The organism is Desulfobotulus mexicanus (assembly GCF_006175995.1).
GTDB lineage: Bacteria > Desulfobacterota > Desulfobacteria > Desulfobacterales > ASO4-4 > Desulfobotulus > Desulfobotulus mexicanus.
This window is the reverse complement of record NZ_VDMB01000016.1, coordinates 17,824-37,007: the sequence shown is the minus strand read 5'-3', so window position 1 is coordinate 37,007 and position 19,184 is coordinate 17,824. Positions and strand designations below refer to the sequence as shown.

The following is a 19,184-nucleotide window of genomic DNA, read 5'->3' as shown; positions in this document are numbered from 1 at the left end:
GGTATGCATACCCTTAAGTGAGTCAGAGTTTTTTAATGTGTAGCATCCAAAACGTGGCAAGAATAGAGATGCTCAAGGTCATGTTTCAAAAAATAATTACAAAAAAACATATATGATAAAAAATGTAAACTCTTTTTATCATACAGCTTCCATTGAATGCAAGAACAACAGTCAAGGGACACGATTTTTTACGAAGTTAAAGTTAGGGGACGGGACTTTTAATGATTCTGCCCATTGATAAACCAGATCCGTTGTAATTCTGATCGTTGTTTTCATACGCCCGCTCCTACGAGCCTAACATGCAGCAGGGCAAGGCCCACACAGAAAAACCCATTATAAAAGAGAAAAAGAATTCCCAAGAATCGTGTCCGCATTCGGGGGAGGGTAGGGGCTGAACTGAAACTGAAGAAGTCAAATAAAGCAGGGCAAAGAAAAAAGAATCCCCAACCCTGCAATGGCTGCAAATACAGCAACCACAGCAGAGCAGATGGATATGGAGCCGCAACTATTGTTTGGTGGCGCTGTCGCCTATGAGCAGATCCAGCCCCTTGTCACCAGCGGCAAGGACTTCTCTGACCTTCTCAGGGGTAAGCCTGGTTGCCTTGGCAATATCCTCTGGTTTCATATTAAACTCACGGAGACTCATAATGGTCTGGTACTTCTCGCTGTACATGCCTTTAACCACACCAATTTCCTCACCTTCATTACGGCCCATCATCATACCTTCGTTTATCAATCTTTCCGCTGTAGTCATGGCAAGCTCCTTTCCTTTCAGGCTTAGGCCGTCTAAAATGGTCTCAAATTTTTGCCCGGTTTTTATCCGCTTATCAAACAGCGCTCACTGCATTCCCTTTAAAATAACTATCAAAAATCCTCTGCCTTTGACGGATAGTCAGGTGGTGGATATTAAAAACCGGTGAAAATAAATGGCATTTTTTGATGGGTTTTAGACAGCCTATGTCATGTCCTATCCTTTATCAATATCAAAAACCTTAAAACCCTGATTGCCAAAGCAGTATATCACATGTTGAGAAATCTTTGCTTCAGGGTCTTTATTAAGGATGGGCAGGCACAGTGGCCTGCCCCTATAGTGACTTTCTACTTCTCACTTTCCATTCCCATGATTAAAACCGGCCAAAATCATCATCATCCATGGGGATGACCTGCTTAGGGCTGATTTCCCTGCCCTTGGTCTGGGGTGGTCTCTTCAGGCCTCTGTCATGGTTCTGCCTTGCCGGAGCCTGTGCCCTTGCAGGGGCCGGGTGGCTGTAGCTTTCTTCCCTGTAATTGGGCTGGCTATGGGTATTTCTTCTGGCACTGGCAGCAGCACCTCCCACCATGGCCACCAGTTCCTGTACCATGCCCTTCATCTGTTCTGCCTGGGCATTCATTTCTTCGGATGCGGATGCGGATTCTTCGGCATTGGCAGCGTTTTGCTGTACCACCTTGTCCATTTCAGCAACGGCCTTGTTGATCTGTTCTATGCCCTGGGCCTGCTCTTTGGATGCTGCGGCAATTTCCGCCACAAGCTGTCCTACACGCTCACTGCTGACGGACACTTCAGCAAAGGCCTGATTGGTGCGGGTAACAAGTCCGCTTCCATTTTCTACTTTTTTTACGGTTCCCTCAATGAGAGCTGCCGTATTTTTTGCCGCTTCCGCAGCCCGCATGGCAAGGTTTCTCACCTCATCGGCCACCACGGCAAAACCTGCGCCTGCTTCTCCGGCACGGGCTGCCTCCACGGCTGCATTGAGGGCCAGCAGGTTGGTCTGGAAGGCAATTTCATCTATGGTCTTAATGATTTTAGAAGTTTCTTCACTGGCTTTGGTAATATCCGTCATGGAAGAGGTTAGTTCAGCCATGGATTTATTTGCAGTTTCCACCACCTGGCGGGTCTGGCCCATGAGGCTGTTGGCTTCCCCTGCATTGTCGGCGTTTTTGCCGATCATGGAAGACATTTCTTCCATGGAAGAAGAGGTTTCTTCTATGGATGCGGCCTGCTCACTGGCACCTTCTGCAAGGGAGATACTGGCGGAAGAAACCTGACCTGAGGCAGAAGCCACCTGATCTGAGCCGTCGTAGAGCCCTGCTATGATGCGGCTTAAGTTGGTGTTGATGCTGCGGGTGATGAAAAAGCCCAGTGCAATGGAAAGGAGGACACCAGCAATCATGGAAGCAAGGGCCAGTATTTCAAGGAATAAGGCCTGACTGTGGGCAGCGGCCATTTCTTCTTCACTGATTTCCATGTTTATATCCACGACTCGTTCCAGGTGATGCATGGTCTGTTCCTGTAAATTACGCAGCCGGGTCATGGTTTCATTATTAATCCTGTCATAAAGTGCACCAGCCCGCTCTGCTTCTGCTATCATCTGATAAAAACCTTCAAAAACTCCTTCGGCCGCCGGTTGCATGCGTTCATTGAAGATGCGGACAGCTTCCTGCTGATTTCCGTTTTGCAAGACTGTGCGTATTTCACCCACGGAAGAGTGAAAAATACGATGATGCTCAGATACGGATGCAAGTGCTCTGAGCAGTACAGGGTTTTCCGTAGAAAAACCTTCAAGCCAGCGGCCGAATCCGCAGCTTCTGTGGTTTTCACCGCCTTCAAAATTCCGGCCTGAAATCAGAAGGTTGGCTATCCGCAGTTCCAGGGCATAATGATCTCCACGGAAGGCCTGAAGGTGAGCGATGAGACTGTTCGGGTCAAGTATGGCTATACGGTCAAGTTCTTCATGCATGGCCAGTACTGCGTTGTTTGCAGCTACCCATTGAGGAAGTATGGTTGTGAAAGCCTCCCACTCCCGGGCTTCGTCGGCCCTTTGGGGCAGAGGTTCATAAATGGCTCTGTAAGTATTGTAAGCTTCTCTGGCTTCAGCAATATCAGCATACTGTGCCTTTCTTATCTCCATGCTGTTGCTGGGGTTGAGAAGAGTACGCATGGATTCTACAATCTCTGTTAAATGAAGCTCCATTTCCAGAACGCTCTGAACACTGGGGAGGCGAACTTCACCGATTTCATCAATGGAATTTTCCATCTGAGTGAGTCCATAATAACCGATAATCCCCAGAAACAGCACAATTACAGTGAGGCTGGTAAAAGCTGCGATCAGCTTTTTTCCGATGGTCCAGGAATCTTGCATGGCATTCTCCTTTTTTTATTTTTCTGTTGTGATGCTGGCTACATGCACAATCATGGCAACGGTGCCATCCCCCATGAGGGCACCTCCTGCAAAGAAGTTTTCGTTCATATTTAATCCCTGAATTTCCTTTAAGACCATTTTCTGCACGCCTTCAATGGCATCCACATGCACGGCAATTCTGCCGGTATCGCTTTCCACCACCACCACAATGCCTTCCGGAAGATCCTTTTCCCTGTTTTTTTCTTTGTGTGGCTGAAAACATTCCGTTAGCCTGCGGACCCGTATCCAGTCACCTTTGTCCTGAACGCAGCGGCCCTTTTTGGGTATGGTGACAATCTCTCCTTCTTCCGGGGCAAAGCAGCGCACAATGCTTTCCATGGGGAAGATATAGCGGGTTTTTTCCATGACCACGATGAAGCCGGTGAGTATCTGGGTGTTCACTGTTTTAGGAAGCCTTATTTCAAAAACAGAGCCTTTATCCTTAGCTGTTTCCACAGCAATGCGGCCGCCCATCTGTTCTATGCTGGTTTTAACCACATCCATTCCCACACCCCGGCCGGAGATGTCCGTGACCTCTTCGGCCGTGGAAACGCCGGAACGGAAAAGAAGGGATACAAGGGCTTCTTCGGACAGTTTTTCATCGGGTGAGATAAAGCCGAGTTCAAGGGCTTTTATCCTCAGGGCATCAAGGTTTAAGCCCCTGCCGTCATCCTTTACTTTGAGGATTACATCCTCACCGGCTTCGGAAGCTTCAATGAGTATATGGCCCTTTTCCGGTTTTCCTTTGGCAAGCCTTTCTTCGGGTGCTTCTATGCCATGGTCAGCGGCGTTTCTTACCATGTGGCTGAGGGGGGCCTCAAAGGTATCGATCAGGCTTTTATCCACAAGTATGTCATTGCCCAGGATTTGGGTTTCAATGATTTTACCGCTGGGAGTTGCAATGTCGCGTACCATGCGGGGGCAGCGCTGCAGAAGGGATTTCATGGGCACCTTGCGTATGGCCATGATGCTGTTCTGCAGGGCCATGGAAAGGTTGCCAAAGGATTCGTTAGTGCGGCGAAGCTCCATGGCAGCCCCGTGGGCTGAAGGAATGGAAGTGATTCTGGACTGAAGGTGGCGGTACATTTCACCAAGGGTGACCAGATCTCCCACATAGGATAAAAAGGCATCAATGCGTTCTTCGGGAATGCGCATGGTTTTGCCGGATGTATTTGAAGCTGCCGGAGAAGATACTTCCGGCTCTTTTTCATCCTGCTCTTCGGATGGTGCTTCCGGGGTTTCTGTTCCGTTCTCAGCTTTTTCTTCAATCTCTTCTTCTGATGAATGACTCCATGCACCGGAGGCATCCATGTCCGCAAGATGCCCCAGAAGGGATTCTCTGGATATTTCATCTCCAAGGCCTATACTGGCATCCAGCATGGGGATTTCTCCCAGTGCTTTTTTTGCATATTCCTTTGATTCTTCATTGCTGGCAGCGTTAAGGCAGTCTGTAAAAAGCTCTGTGAGCTTTTTAGCATCGGGTTCATCCCCTGTATTTTCCAGTATGGTCCTTATCTCGTGGGCAAAAGCAGGGGCCTTACTGTCTGTTCCAAAGCTGCCCTTATCTTCTGTAGGGTTGTTGTCCAGAACTGCTCTGCCTGCGGTGGAGAAACCGGCCAGCTGTCTTGCCGTTTCCATGGCAGCGGTATTGGCACCAAGCTGCTCCATTAGCTTGCGCCAGAGAATGCTTTCGCTGGCTTCTTCGCCCTCTGCTGCATGGTTAACTGCATTGACAAGGTTTTCAAAGGCAATGGCATCCTGCACTTCTTTTTCGTTCTGGCGAGAACGCTGCAGCATGGAGATCAGGGCATCGGAACCCCTGAGCAGGATATCCGTGATGCCCGAAGTAACAGCAACCCCACCTTTACGGATGCGGTCCAGCAGGGTTTCCAGCTCATGGGCCAGCACCTTGGTCTGCATCAGCCCGAAAAAAGCGGCATTGCCCTTGATGGAGTGGATGGGGCGGAAGATGGCGCCCATGATTTCCTGATTGTCCGGATCTGCTTCCAGGCGCACAAAAAGATCGGAAATCTGCGCCATGCCATCCAGGGCCTCATCAATGAATTCTGCATGAAGTTCAGGATCTATACCCATTTCTGAAAAGCTCATGATCGCCCCCCATGGGTGCCGGGTTTCATTCCTGTGAGTTCTCTGAATTTACGGGTCCAGCGGGCCTGGGCCGCAATGGCTGTCTGCACGGCTTCCTCCAGCTCGCCAAGATCATTGAGGGGCTTGAAAATACAGGTGTCAGCCTGATTGCGCATGCAGGCCAGGGCATTTTCCAGGGTCACATAGCCCGTGATCATGATGACGCGAACCATGGGATACTGTCTGCGGATTTCACGTAGAAGATCCACCCCATCCATTACCGGCATCATGATATCGCTGATTACCGCATCCACCCGATTTTTTTCCAGAATGGAAAGGGCATCCAGGCCATGCTCCGCAGTGAGAACCTCATAGCCCATGAGGCGGAAGTGTCGGCTCAGCATGTCACGGATTTCCTTTTCATCATCAACTATCAGCAGGTGTCCTTTCATTAAATTCTCCTCAGGTTATTTCCGGTATTAGATTTACCCATATAACTTCACCCAGGGGGAGAGGGTGACAGGAGGTGTTTCTGTTTCAAGAAATCACCTTAAGTTGAAGGGCTTCGTCTGTGCGGAAGATTCAAGGGCAGGTGAAAGGTGAAAACGGCACCGCCTTCCACAGCATTGGCGGCATGGAGGCCGCCGTCATGTTCTTCAAGGATGTCTTTTATGATGGCAAGGCCTAAGCCTGTGCCATCTCCTGCTTTTTTTGTGGTAAAAAAGGGTTGGAAGATCTTAGGAAGGACATCTGCAGGAATGCCCGGTCCCCGGTCTTTTATTTCTACCTGTATACTGTTTTCTTGTTCACAGGCTTTGATCAGGATTTCCCCTGAAGGAGCTTTACCCATGGCATGGATGGCATTGGTTATGAGATTGATGAAGACCTGCTCTATCTGCTGGGGGTGAGCAAAGATTTCCGGAAGGTTTTCAGGGATATCCACATGGATTTCCATGTGGGGCTGGATGATGTTACGGCAGAACTCAAGGGCGTTTTTCAGAATGTCCTGAATGAGGCAGGGGGTTTTTTCTCCGGAGCCCCTGTGGGCATAGAGCTTCAGTCCCTTTACAATCTGAGTAATCCGGTTAACCCCTTTGAGAATCCCCTCAAGCATGGCTGGCGTTTCTTCCAGAATGAAGGTTATCTGCGGGTCATCTTCAGGGAGGGCATTCCGGTTTTTAAGATTTTCCATCAGAATATTCCAGACCCTTTTAATTGTCTGGGTATTGCCTGATATAAAGGTGACGGGATTATTTATCTCATGGGCCATACTTGCAGAAAGAACACCCAGTGTGGACATACGGTCAGCATGGATCAACTGCTTTGCCCTTGCCTCGGCCAGTGTCTCCATCTCCCTTGCATGGGTAGCCAGGGTATTCTGCATCTGAAGCATACGCTCCCCTACACGGATTCTTGCCAGAAGCTCCTCTGAACCATAGGGCTTGGCCAGATAATCATCTGCACCGCTTTCAAGCCCCTGAACCAGACTTTTCGCATCATTTCTGGATGTGAGCATGATGATATAGGGCGGACAGTCCCTGCATTCCTTGCGTATTTTCTGCACCACTTCGATGCCCGTCATGTGGGGCATCATCCAATCCAGTATGGCAATGGCCGGAGCATCGGGCTGGCACATGGCCTCAAAGGCTTCTAAACCATTCTCGGTTACAAGAACTTCGTAATTGTTTTTTCTGAGAATGGATTCCAGCACGGTGCGGGAAACACTGTCATCTTCTGCTATCAGCACACGCATGGGAAGTCCTGTTCTTTTGAGGGTATGAAGTTGAAAAGCTTTGGGGAAGGGGTGCGTCCGGAGGAAGAGCCATGACAAAACATAACTTGGAAAAACAGGTCAGACTCCGGTTGCATAAAGTTTTATGATAATATACCAGAAAATGACATAATACCTGCTTTTATTCAAGAAATTAAAGATTCCCTCAGGCAGGGGAGGCTAGCCATTCTCCAAACACCCTGGCAAGCTCCTCTGGTTCCACGGGCTTGGGAATGTACCCATCCATGCCTGCATTAAGACAGCGCGCTCTGTCCCTTTCCATGGCTCCGGCGGTCATTGCGATGATGGGAATTCTTCCTTTTCTTTTGCTGCAGCTTGTTTCTCCGTAAAGGTCTTTCCCCTCCGCCTCCATGCCACGGATGCAACGTGTGGCTTCAATGCCGTCCATCTCTGGCATCATCACATCCATAAGTACCAGATCATAGGGCAGGGTTTTCAGGGCATGGATGGCTTCAAGGCCATTGGCTGCCACATCTGCACGAAGCCCTAATTTCTTAAGAATTCCCATAGCTACTGCCTGATTGGTGACATCGTCTTCGGTAACAAGGACGCGACCGGAAAAAAGTGGCAGATCCGCCAGGGTATTCTGCTTTGCACGGGCTTGGGACTGGATTCTGCTTTCTTCTTCCACTAAGCCAAAACGGGCCGTGAACCAGAAGGTGGAACCGCTGCCTTCAAGGCTTTCCACACCCATCTCCCCGTCCATCATCCCGGCAAGCTGGCGGGAGATGGCAAGGCCAAGCCCCGTACCACCGAACCTGCGGGTGATGGAGGCATCCGCCTGGCTGAATTTCTCAAAAAGAAGGGAGAGTTTGTCTTCAGCAATACCCATACCCGTATCCTGAACCTTAAATCGGAGCCAGACCCCGTCCCCCTCCCTTTTTTCCAGACTCACACGGATAACAACTTCTCCTTTTTCAGTGAATTTCACCGCATTACCCGCAAGGTTGGTCAGAATCTGGCGCAATCGCCCCGGATCTCCTTTCAGCAGAAAAGGAACATCCAAATCGATGCCATAAAGAAATTCAAGCCCCTTTTTCTGAGCCCTCAGGGTTATGGAATCACTGAAATCCTTAAGGAGGCTTTCCAGGTTAAAATCAATGATTTCCAGCTCAAGTTTTCCTGCCTTGATTTTGGAAAAATCAAGAATATCATTGAGAATGCCCAAGAGAGATCGGGCACTGGACTCTATGGTACGGGCATAGCGGCTCTGGGTTTCGTCCAGTTCCGTATCGAGAAGGAGCCCCGTCATGCCGAGAACTCCATTCATGGGAGTTCGGATTTCATGGCTCATATTGGCCAGAAACTCACCCTTGGCATGTGCTGCGGCTTCGGCCTGTTCCTTGGCAAGCATCAGGTCTTCTTCTGTCCTTTTCCGTTCAGTTATGTCACGGGTAACTCCTTGATAACCGATGGCATTTCCTTTTTCATCCCGCATGAAGGTAAGTACAAATTCCGCCCAGTAGATACTGCCGTCTTTTTTATAGGCCTCCACCTCTATTCGGATGGTGCGGTTTTTGGCAGATTGGGGATCTTTTTCTTTTTCCATTTCTTCGGCTTGGATTTTCTGGAGAATTTCAAGGGAGCGGAGGGGGAATCTGTCCTGAGCCCCCACCTTGAGAATCTCTTCCGGTGTATATCCCTGTTGTAAATATACGGAGGGAGAGGCATAGGTCATGTTGAGATTCAGGTCGCAGGCCCAGATGACATCGATTACATTTTCTGCCAGAATTCGGTAATGATATTCACTTTTTTTTAACTGGTCTTCGGTTTGCCTGCGTTCAGTAATATCCAGCATGATACCATGGAAAACAGTCCGATCCGGATAAACCCTGGGGCTGGAGGCTCCGCTGAACCAGAGTGTGCCACCGGAAGGTCTCACATAGCGACCCTCAAAATGCCATGGACAGACTCGGCGAACGGCATTCTCAATGGATATAAGAAAGGATTCCCTGTCCTCGGGATGCACACCGGCAAGAAGGTCTGTGAAAAAAGAGGGGGAATGACAACAAATTTCCAAAAGAGCTGTGGCCCCTTCACTCATATAGGGAATCTCATATTTACCGGAATGCAGGGCATCAAAGCGGAACAGGACTCCCGGCATATGATCGGCAATGCCCTGCAACTGTTCCTGCTGGGCCAGCGCCTTTGCCTCTGTCTGTTTTAGCTCTCTGAATTTTTGGAAAAAATTCAGTTTTTTCAAAAAAGCCCTCATGTCCTCTGCCTTTCCCCTGAACCCATGGACAGCACCAGGTGCGGTATTTTTAAGTCAATTCCCAAAGGATTTTAACTCAGCACTTCCCGGATTTTGAGTTTAAGATCTTTCAGCTGCCAGGGTTTTGCTATAAAGCCCTTTGCACCTGAGGTCATAACCTCCATGGCCTGACCATTGGCCGAATAGCCGCTGGAGATCAGCACCTTCACAAGGGGATTTTTTTTCAGAAGCTCCCGCAGACACCTGTGGCCACCCATGCCCGGCATGTTCAGATCCAGCAATACCAGATCAATTTCCTGGCCCTTTACTTTATATATTTCCAGAGCTTCTTCTCCGCTGGCGGCAGGCAAGACGGTATAGCCAAAGGTTTCCAGAGCCTCCTGCCCCATTTTCCGAAGAGGTTTTTCATCCTCCACAAAAAGGATGGTTTCACTTCCGTTTTCAGGGCAGATCTCCTCCGGAGTTTCCCTTTCCTGAACCCGCTCTTGCTCCATTACAGGAAGATAGATCCTGAAGGTCGTGCCATGGTCCGGTTCACTGTAGCACTGAATATGTCCTCCATGGGCTTTTACAATGCCATACACCGAAGGAAGGCCAAGGCCTGTACCCTTGCCTGTCTCCTTGGTGGTGAAAAAGGGATCAAAGACCTGTGTGAGGGTTGCGGTGTCCATGCCAAAACCCGTGTCCGATACACTGAGCAGCACATGGGAGCCTGTTCCCGCACCGGGGTGGGCTTTGGCAAAGCTTTCATCCAGAAGCACATTTTCCGTTTCAAAGATCAGTCTGCCACCCTCTGGCATGGCATCTGCCGCATTGTTGGCGAGGTTGAGGAGGGCCTGCTCCATTTGCACAGGATCAGCAGATACAGAACCAAGATCTGAGGCAAGGTGCAGCTCCATGGAAATCATCCTTGGAATGGTGCGCTCCAGAAGACGGCTCACCTCTCTTATGGCCTGATTCAGATTCACCTTCATCCTGCTGGATTCCACCTTGCGGCTGAAAAGAAGAAGCTGCTGCACAAGCTTTGCCGCCCTGTCCATGGCAGCGACCACAACATGAAGACGTTTCATCGTCCGGACATCAAAGTTTGTTTCCATGGTAAGTAGTTCGAGATTGCCCCGCATTACCTGTATGAGGTTGTTAAAATCATGGGCTATCCCACCGGCCAGAACACCAACGGACTCCATTTTCTGCGCCTGAAAAAGCTGATTCTGCAATTTCTCCCGCTCGGACTCCGCCTCTTTTCTTTCTGTAATATCCTGAAAATGAACCAGACCGGCCCAGACCTCTCCCTTCTCATTGCGGATGGGAACCCCGAAAATCTCCAGCCAGACTTTGCTGCCATCGGGACGTTCCACAATCATATCATCCACAGAAGAACTTTCGCCTTTCATGGCTTTGATGATGGGCATTTCTTCCACAGGATAGGGTTCTGTGCTGCCGGGTCTGTGGGCTTTATATACTTCGGAAAGATTGTGACGGCTTGCCTCGGGCAGCACACCCACGCCCAGAAGTTTTTCAGCCATGGGATTGGCGATGAGGGGCCTGCCACTGGGGGCTTCCACCATAAACACACCGCTTGAAAGGTTGGTCAGCAGGGCATTTAAAATCTCATTTTGACGCTTCAGGGAAACTTCCCCTGCCTGCCGGGCCTGTTGGGCCTGCTTTTGTCGTCTGAGGCTGAGGATAAGCCATGCTGTCAGCAACGTCAGTAGAAAAATAAAGGAGGAAAGACCGAAAAGAAACCAGCGGGTCCGGGACAGCAGGGATGCTTCTGCCTTTTTACGTTCTGTGATGTCGAGAACGGTAAAGGTGACGCCATCATCCAGATTTTCAGGATCAAGGGGGGTTGAGGAAAGTATGATATGGCGGATTTCCCCATCCTTACGGAGCCAGCGGGTTTCAACCGAGCCTGTGCCCTTCTGGCTGATCTGTCGGTATTTTTCCCGGCCCACAAAGTCGAACTCTTCCTGAGATGGGTATAGCATAAGGGCACTCTGACCCATAAGTTCATCCCTTGAGTAGCCAGTTAAATCAAGGATATAGTCATTTGCTGCCGTGATAACACGATGCTTAACCATGCCTATGCCCGCAGGTGCACTCCTTAAAATACTTTCAAGGAAGCGGGTGCTATGGAGGGCAGAATCCACAGGTTCTTCATCCCTTTCCTGCCAGGCCATGCCCGGAGACAGAAAGGTGTGAAAAAAGAACAGAAGCGAACAAAAAAAAACCATGATGAACCTTGTCTTATATGTCGGATGTTTCATCATGACTTCCCCTTTTCGCCTGCATCCGGCTGATCCTTCAAAAAACCCTCCAGAACCCTGCGGAGTTTTTCATAGGCACTGCCAAGATCTTCCATTTTCCCCTCTACAGCTTTCAGATCTCCCGAGGCTGCGGCGATTTCCATTTCCCCAGCAAGCTCACTGAAGTCCAGCGCACTGATGTTACCGGCCATGCCCTTCAGGGTATGGGCCTGCAGGTGTATGTTTTTCATATCCTTGACATCCAGGGCTGATTTCAGATCTCCAATGCGCTGGGGCATCACCTCAAGGGAAAGTTCCAGTACATTTCGAAGCAGATCTCTATCCTGCATGAGACGTTCCAGAAGGGCATTCCGGTCAAATACGACAGCGGCCCCGGGGGGATTTCCCATCCCCCCTTCCTGCGGTCTGCCATGGGTTTTCTCAATAGAGGAGATAAGGGCTGGGAAGATCCCCGCTTTCCCGATACCCAGCCATTTTTCCAGAACCTTCGCCAGCATACCCGGCTCCACGGGTTTTGGTATGAAGTCATCCATCCCCGCCTCCAGACAGCGCTGCCTGTCCTGCTGCATGGCCCCTGCTGTCATGGCGATGATGGGAATCCCCGGTCTTGGAATTGTGGCTATTTTATTTTTATCAGGATCTTCTTTGGTCTCAAGACTCCGGATACGGCGTGTGGCTTCAAGGCCATCCATCTCCGGCATCATCACATCCATGAGTATGAGGTCATAGGGAAGAATATTTATAAGTTCCAGTGCTTCCAGTCCATTGGCAGCGGTATCCGTGTGCAGCCCCATTTTTCCAAGAATGCCTAAGGCCACTTCCTGATTGGTGATGTTGTCTTCCACAAGAAGAATACGACCGGAAAAATGCGGAAGTTTCGCCAGTGTATTCCGCCGTTCATGGGTCTGGAGCCGGAGTTCTTTTTCTTTTTCCAAAAGACCGAAACGGGCCGTGAACCAGAAGGTGGTCCCTTTTCCCGTAAGACTTTCTACTCCGATCTCCCCACCCATCAGTTCTGCAAGCTGCCGACTGATGGCAAGGCCAAGGCCTGTTCCCCCGAATCTTCGGGTGATGGAGGCATCCACCTGACTGAACTTGTCAAAAAGAAGGGGGATCTTGTCTTCCGGAATGCCAATGCCCGTATCCTGTACATAAAAGCGGAGCCATACTTCTTTTCTTCCTTGTTTTTCCAGACATACCTGAATCTGAACCTCCCCCTTTTCCGTGAATTTAAGGGCATTTCCCGCAAGGTTGGTCAGAATCTGCCTCACGCGACCGGGATCGCCCTGAAGAAGGCAGGGTACATCGGGTTCAATGGAGGTCTGCCAGCCAAGCCCCTTTTCATTGGCTCTCAGGGCCATGACTTCTGAAAAATCGTCCATGAGATTTTCAAGGTTAAAGTCAAGAATTTCCAGATCCAGCTTCCCTGCTTCGATTTTGGAAAAATCAAGTATATCATTGATAATACCCAGAAGAGACCGGGCACTGGACTCTATGGTTCTGGCATAGCGAAGCTGCCTTTCATCCAGCTCCGTATCGAGAAGCAGACCCGTCATGCCCATGACGCCGTTCATGGGGGTTCGGATCTCATGGCTCATGTTGGCCAGAAATTCACCCTTGGCATGGGCTGCGGCTTTAGCCTGAACAGTCAGAGCTTTGGCCTGGATAATGGCCGCCTCCAGCTTCCGGTTGCTTTCCAGAAGGGCCTCTTCGGCCCGTTTGCGCTCGGTGATGTCTTCTTTGACCCCAAGATAATTGGTTGCCTTGCCATTATCATTGCAAATAGGGGTTATGGATGCGGCTTCCCAGAAGATCTCTCCGTTTTTCCTGAGGTTTTTGAATTCTCCCCGCCATTCCTTTCCGGAACTTATGGTTTCCCACATTTCCCTGTATTCTTCGGAAGATCTGTCCGGAGATTTCAGGATTTTCGGGTTCTGGCCCCTTGCTTCCTCAAAGCTGTAACCCGTTACACGGGTAAAGGCCGGGTTTACATACTCGATCTTGCCTTCAAGATCCGTAATCACGATGCTGGCAGGGCTTTGTTCTACTGCCTGTGACAATCTGCGGAGCTGATCCTCTACCCTTTTGCGGGATGTTATGTCGCGGAAACACCATACCCTTCCGATCACCTGTGATCCCTGCCACTGGGGCTGGGAATAGCGCTCAAAGACACGGCCATCTTTAAAATGGATTTCATCAAAGCTGCTGGCCTCCAGGGTTTTGTAGAGATGCTGGACTTTGACATAAAATAATTCAGGGTCTGAAAGCTGGGACAGGGCATGCTTCAGCAGGGTTTCTTCACCTGCATCGGCAATTTCAGGGGGAATCTGCCATAGATCCAGAAAGGCTTTGTTGTGACGGCTGATTCTTCCGCTGCGGTCAATGACGAGAATACCCTCTTCCAGGGAGTTCAGGATACTGTCCAGCAAAGACAGCATTTTGCGACCTTCCTCCTCGGCCTGCCTGCGTTCCGTGATGTCCATGGCCACTTCCATGCGCACCAGACGGCCTTCTTCCCAGACAATGGCCTGATCCCGGCAGTCATACCACCTGTCATTGGCCGTATTGAAAAACTCCCAGTGATGGATGCCCGAAGCGCTGCCATCTTGATTGAGGAGCCTTGAATTGGTGCAGAAAGAACAGGGTCCGCTCTGACCGGACTGGAGCACCTCCCAGCACTTTCTGCCCACACCGTCCCCAAAGGCCCTGCGGCCAAAGGCATTGAGGAAAAGGAGTTCATAGCTTTCCATATCCGCAATGTAGATAAGGGCATCCATGGCATCCATTACCGTCAGCAGCCGTTGATGGAAGGCCTCCTGCTGCTGTTCCGCAAGCTTTCTTGCCGTTATATCCGTGGCAATGCCCGCATGGTAAAGCAGGTCACCCTCCATGCTACGAACAGGAAAGACCCGCTTATGGATCCAGCGGAAGGTACCGTCTGGCTTCAGGATGCGGTATTCCATATCAAAATGGTCTAAGAGTATATAAACTTCCAGGGCTGCGAAAACATCTTTTCTGTCAAGGGGATGCACGGCCTCCATGAAACTTTGGGGCTTTTCATAAAGGCTCTGGCAGCTCCGGCCCCAGAGGGTCTCATAGGCTGGGTTAACATAGAGTATAGAGCTGTTATCCTGGGAATGCAGCCAGACTACATCCCCTATGCCTTCGGTGATGTGACGGAACTTTTCCTCACTTTGCATCAGTGCTTCCTGCTGAGATAAAATCATTCTCTCGGTTCTGCGCAGCATGAAAAACAAAAGACCCAGAAGAGCCACCAGAAGAAGGGCCGTCAGCATGGCTCCTATGATTATATCCTTACTGAAAGCCGCTTTTATGGAAGAAATATCATTGATGATAAGAAGATCCCCCACTTCCCTGCCGGAAGCATCATGAAGGGGCAGTGCCATCACCCTCCAGCTCCTGTCCTCTGACTGGACTTCCTGATCAACAAGTTTGTGGTCATGCCCTTTTACCTGATCATGGTTGGCAAGCCCGTCAAACATATCAGGCAGGCGGCCCATGGAAGCATAGATCAGAACACTGTGGGGCAATCTCTCCCAGTCCGCCTCCCTTTTTAAAAGCTCCATGCCCCTTTCCCAGTCATCCCTTTGCAGTTCAGATTTGAAAATGCTTATGGCAATTTCAGTGGTGGAATTTTCTTTATGAAGGGCCTGAAGAAGATCTTCTATTTCTTTACCCAGCTCCACATAACCAAGGAGTTCTCCTTTGCTGAACACAGGCTGCACCACCCTGAGGGTAAAGGTTCCCAGAGAACCCAGCTCCAGCCCGGAAGATGCTTTCTGGTTTCTCTCCGCCTGCAATGCCGTGAAGCGATTATTGATGCCCCCCAGCTTATCAGGGTTGTAGATTCGTATGAGGGATTCACGCCTTGCATTCCAGAAATAAAAATGGCTGATGCCATTGTTCTGGCTTAAGATTTTTCCGGTTTCCCGCCAGTCCGAAAGCAGTTGTTCTCTATTCCCTTCTTTCATGGTTTCTTGCATGCCCTTATCCATGGCAATGATCTGGGCCGCAGCACGAAGACCATCTGTCTGAATTTCAAGGCCCTGATGAAAAAGCCCGGACAGGGCAGTGGCTTTCTGGGCCATTCTTTCATTCAGTCTGGCGTTCTGCTGTTGCCAGAGAAGCCCGGCTCCTATGAGTACAAGGAGAAAAAGCAGAAAAAAGATCGCCGGAAGCAGATTTTTCATCAGTGTTTTTTTCATCAATTTATTTCCCTGATTTCATCTTTTAAAATTTCTGGAAATATCTGCTTTACTGCTTTGCGGAGTTCCTGCTTGCATATTTCAAGGTCTTTCATTTTTTTCAGGACAGTTTCCAGATCTCCGGCTTCAGCACTTATTTCCATTTCTCCGGCAATAAGGCTGAGGGCTTCGGCATTGATGTTGGCAGCCTTGCCCTTGATGGTATGGGTCTGAAACAGAACTGTCTGAAGATCCTTTGCATGAAGGGCTGTTTTAAGTTCATCCATACGCTGGGGAAGGCTGTCCATGCAGATTCCCACCACTTTTTTCATTAAATTTTCATCCCCCATGAGACGTTTTAAAAGGCCCTGATGATTCCAGGATGAAGGGAGCTTTGTTTCCTGCTGCCCAATGTCCGGAAGAGATGATTCCAGCTTCTGTTTTGTAAAGGCAGATCCTGAAACTTCTCTGCATGTTGCTTCAGGCAGCCATTTTTCCAGTACCTGCACAAGATCCATTGGTTCCAGTGGTTTTGGGATGTAATCATCCATACCCGCTTCAAGGCAGCGTTCTTTGTCCCTTTTCATGGCTGCTGCTGTCATGGCGATGATGGGAATCCTTGATCTTCTGACTCCTGAGATCTCATCTACACATAATCCATCGGCCTCTGCTTCAAGGTCCCGGATGCGGCGTGTGGCTTCAAGGCCATCCATTTCCGGCATCATCAAATCCATGAATATCAGATCATAGGGCAGAATTTTCAGGGCATGGAGGGCTTCCAGCCCATTGGCCGCCGTATCTGCACGGAGCCCGATTTTTTGTAGAATACCTAAGGCCACTTCCTGATTGGTGATATTGTCTTCCACAACGAGGATGCGGCCGGAAAAAGAGGGCAAAGGCTGTGTTTGTCTGTAATTCCTTTTAAACGGGGTATTCTCAGGGTCTGCCTGTTTTCCAGTCTGTAGTTCAAAGACTGCGGTAAACCAGAAGCTGGAACCTTTTTTCCCCTTGCTTTCCACGCTGATTGTACCCTGCATCAGTTCCGCAAGCTGACGAGAGATGGCAAGGCCAAGCCCGGTACCGCCGAATTTGCGGCTTATGGATGCATCCACCTGGGTGAATTTATCAAAAATAAGGGGGAGTCTTTCTGCCGGAATACCTGTGCCTGTGTCTTCCACGGTAAAGCGTAAGGCTACCCTGTTTTCAAATTTTTCCTGAACACTCACCCATAGCCTTATTTCCCCTTTTTCCGTAAATTTAAGGGCATTGCCCGTAAGGTTGGTCAGAATCTGACGAAGCCTTCCGGGATCTCCCATGAGAAGGCAGGGTACATCTGGATCAATGGCAGAAATCCAGTCAAGTTTTTTTTCATGTACCCGCAGGGACATGACATCTGAGAAACTTTCCATGAAGCGTTTGAGATCAAAATCCAGAATCTCCAGCTCCAGCTTGCCTGCCTCAATTTTGGAAAAATCAAGAATATCATTGAGAATTTGTAGAAGGGATTTTGCACTGGACTCTATGGTTGCCGCATAATGGCGCTGGATACCGTTGAGTTGTGTATCTAGAAGAAGACCTGCCATACCTATGACACCGTTCATGGGTGTGCGGATCTCATGGCTCATGTTGGCAAGAAATTCGCCCTTGGCCATTGTGGCAGCTTCGGCTTTTGCCGCAAGCTCCTCTGCTTCCATACTGCGGACTTCAAGCTGGTGGTAAGCATCCTTCAGTTCTGTAATGTCACGGCATACGGCCATAAGTACCATCCGCTCAGAAACGCGGATGGCGGAAAGGGAAACCAGTACCCAGAAATCTCCGCTGCCCCGCCGACTGTGAAGCCATTCAAACTGCTGTTTTCCCTGTTCAAGGGCAGCATTAATTTTCTTTTCGGCCAGTACGGAAGATAAGCTGCCGCAGGGCTGGAATTCTGGGGAAAAGAAATCAGGGCTGTACTGGAGAATGGTTTTCCGGGTTTCGTTGAACATGGCTTCGGCCGCATGGTTGCAGTCTGTGTATCTGTTATTTTCTATTATGAAGCAGGGGGAGGGGGAATCCTTGAACAGGCTTGCGTATCGGGCTTCGCTTTCCATAAGCTGTGCCGTTCTTTCGGCAATCTGGTATTCAAGATTCCTTACAAGTTCCTGAACTTTTTTTGCCATTGCATTGACGGCAAAGGTAAGCTGGAAAAATTCCAGAACAGGGCTTTTAAACTCGCTCAGGCTTGAAAAATCTCCCTTTGACAGGCGCAGGGCATGGGCTGTTGTTTCTTCGGCGGACCGGATTATGGAGTGTGTAAATCTTCCTATCCAGAATGCAATGACAAGGGAGAAGAGAAAAAGTAAGCCCGCCTGTTTCCAGAGGTTTCTGGTGACAAGATCTGCAAGGTCATCTTCTGTAAGTATGATGTCAATATTGAGTCTCAGACCATGGTTATCGCTGAAGGGCAGGCGCAGATGGAGATAATTCTGCCCCTTTTTTTTCAGAAAGCGGGGCTTGAGATCTTCGGGTTCATGGGCCGGGTCATTGAAAATTCCCTGTAGTATATCCATGGGATAATCATTCAGACCATAGCGGATTAATTTTCCTTTTTCTTCAAAATGTACGGGAAAGTCTGCGGATGTGGCCAGCAGCTTTCCATTGGGTTCTGATATGAAAAGAAGACTCTGGCCCCGCTTGTGGTTTTTTTTGAGAAAATCCGAAAGATGCCGCAAAGAAAAATCTACGGTCAGTACTCCGAGAAGTTTTCTGCTGCTGTCATAGATGGGAATGCTGACGCCCATGCCAAATTCATCAAAGGATGCATACCTGTACACCGGATACCAGGACAGAACACCGGCTTTGGCTCCGTGCTGAAACCAGGGTCTTGATCTTGAATCAAAGGGAAATTCTCCGCCCATGATACGTTCCCCACGCTGGCCTTCAGCATCCAGAGCAAAGGTTTTCCAGATATTTCCCTCATTTTCCAGCACCGTTGAAATCTGAATCTCATCATTATCAAAGCTGCGCCTTGCCCCTATATACTCTCCGTTGGCCTTGCCTGCAGAAACAAAGGTCAGAATGGGTACATTCCAGAGCTGTGATGCAAAATAGCGTGCAAGGAGTTCTGGATTTTCCAGCATCGCTTCGTTCAGCATGTCCTGATTGACCCTGGCAACGGTGATTACCGTATTGAAAAGGCGATTAAGGGAAAGTGCCACGCCTGAGCCGATTTCATGGGCAAGTTTTTTCTGGGAGCCTGAGATGGTATTTAGGCTGGTCTGGTAACCCAGATAGATATAAAGGGCAGATGAAAAAACAAAGGCCAGTACCACGGGAAAGAGAAGAAAATGTCTCAACCTGAAAAGTCTTGTCTGAGAACTTTCTCCTGCCTCGCCTGTTTTATTATGCCCGGCTGGCTGATTTTTCAACATTCAGGCTCCCGTAGTATAAAATTTTTTA

The 19,184-nt window shown here is 49.4% G+C and carries 9 protein-coding genes; all 9 read right to left on the bottom strand.

Translation table 11 applies throughout. From position 1 onward, the window contains the following. Window positions 1-505: 505 nt before the first annotated feature. The 9 genes from FIM25_RS12065 to FIM25_RS12025 all read right to left on the bottom strand — a co-directional run bounded on the left by FIM25_RS12065 (window position 506) and on the right by FIM25_RS12025 (window position 19,156). The gene (locus tag FIM25_RS12065; protein WP_139449666.1) at window positions 506-754 is read right to left on the bottom strand and encodes a hypothetical protein; all 249 of its coding nucleotides are present in this window, start codon (window positions 752-754) and stop codon (window positions 506-508) included. A 370-nt stretch (window positions 755-1,124) separates the two neighbouring features. Further along, window positions 1,125-3,140 carry a methyl-accepting chemotaxis protein gene (locus FIM25_RS12060; RefSeq protein ID WP_139449664.1) on the bottom strand — a complete coding sequence of 672 codons (2,016 nt, stop codon included), beginning with the start codon at window positions 3,138-3,140 and terminating at the stop codon, window positions 1,125-1,127. 15 nt (window positions 3,141-3,155) lie between these two features. Then, window positions 3,156-5,288, bottom strand: coding sequence for a chemotaxis protein CheA (locus FIM25_RS12055; protein WP_139449663.1), 2,133 nt, complete (start codon window positions 5,286-5,288; stop codon window positions 3,156-3,158). Then, the gene (locus FIM25_RS12050; RefSeq protein WP_139449662.1) at window positions 5,285-5,719 is read right to left on the bottom strand and encodes a response regulator; all 435 of its coding nucleotides are present in this window, start codon (window positions 5,717-5,719) and stop codon (window positions 5,285-5,287) included. Before FIM25_RS12050 ends, FIM25_RS12055 begins: the two co-directional genes overlap by 4 nt. A gap of 98 nt (window positions 5,720-5,817) precedes the next feature. Beyond that, the gene (locus FIM25_RS12045; protein ID WP_139449661.1) at window positions 5,818-7,020 is read right to left on the bottom strand and encodes a sensor histidine kinase; all 1,203 of its coding nucleotides are present in this window, start codon (window positions 7,018-7,020) and stop codon (window positions 5,818-5,820) included. A gap of 184 nt (window positions 7,021-7,204) precedes the next feature. Further along, the gene (locus FIM25_RS12040) at window positions 7,205-9,262 is read right to left on the bottom strand and encodes a PAS domain-containing hybrid sensor histidine kinase/response regulator (RefSeq protein WP_179953335.1); all 2,058 of its coding nucleotides are present in this window, start codon (window positions 9,260-9,262) and stop codon (window positions 7,205-7,207) included. Between the two features lie 83 nt (window positions 9,263-9,345). Further along, window positions 9,346-11,544: a hybrid sensor histidine kinase/response regulator gene (locus tag FIM25_RS12035; RefSeq protein WP_139449659.1), complete on the bottom strand. Its 2,199-nt coding sequence runs from the start codon at window positions 11,542-11,544 to the stop codon at window positions 9,346-9,348. Beyond that, the gene (locus tag FIM25_RS12030) at window positions 11,541-15,767 is read right to left on the bottom strand and encodes a PAS domain S-box protein (RefSeq protein ID WP_139449658.1); all 4,227 of its coding nucleotides are present in this window, start codon (window positions 15,765-15,767) and stop codon (window positions 11,541-11,543) included. Before FIM25_RS12030 ends, FIM25_RS12035 begins: the two co-directional genes overlap by 4 nt. Then, complete coding sequence (locus tag FIM25_RS12025; RefSeq protein ID WP_139449657.1) at window positions 15,767-19,156, bottom strand: ATP-binding protein; 3,390 nt, start codon at window positions 19,154-19,156, stop codon at window positions 15,767-15,769. Before FIM25_RS12025 ends, FIM25_RS12030 begins: the two co-directional genes overlap by 1 nt. Window positions 19,157-19,184: the final 28 nt, after the last annotated feature.

What these genes read in the sequence shown, in the direction of transcription:
- FIM25_RS12065 (WP_139449666.1), bottom strand. Translation starts at nt 754, where the DNA reads ATGACTACAGCGGAAAGATTGATAAACGAAGGTATGATGATGGGCCGT.
- FIM25_RS12060 (WP_139449664.1), bottom strand. Translation starts at nt 3,140, where the DNA reads ATGCAAGATTCCTGGACCATCGGAAAAAAGCTGATCGCAGCTTTTACC.
- FIM25_RS12055 (WP_139449663.1), bottom strand. Translation starts at nt 5,288, where the DNA reads ATGAGCTTTTCAGAAATGGGTATAGATCCTGAACTTCATGCAGAATTC.
- FIM25_RS12050 (WP_139449662.1), bottom strand. Translation starts at nt 5,719, where the DNA reads ATGAAAGGACACCTGCTGATAGTTGATGATGAAAAGGAAATCCGTGAC.
- FIM25_RS12045 (WP_139449661.1), bottom strand. Translation starts at nt 7,020, where the DNA reads ATGCGTGTGCTGATAGCAGAAGATGACAGTGTTTCCCGCACCGTGCTG.
- FIM25_RS12035 (WP_139449659.1), bottom strand. Translation starts at nt 11,544, where the DNA reads ATGATGAAACATCCGACATATAAGACAAGGTTCATCATGGTTTTTTTT.
- FIM25_RS12030 (WP_139449658.1), bottom strand. Translation starts at nt 15,767, where the DNA reads ATGAAAAAAACACTGATGAAAAATCTGCTTCCGGCGATCTTTTTTCTG.
- FIM25_RS12025 (WP_139449657.1), bottom strand. Translation starts at nt 19,156, where the DNA reads ATGTTGAAAAATCAGCCAGCCGGGCATAATAAAACAGGCGAGGCAGGA.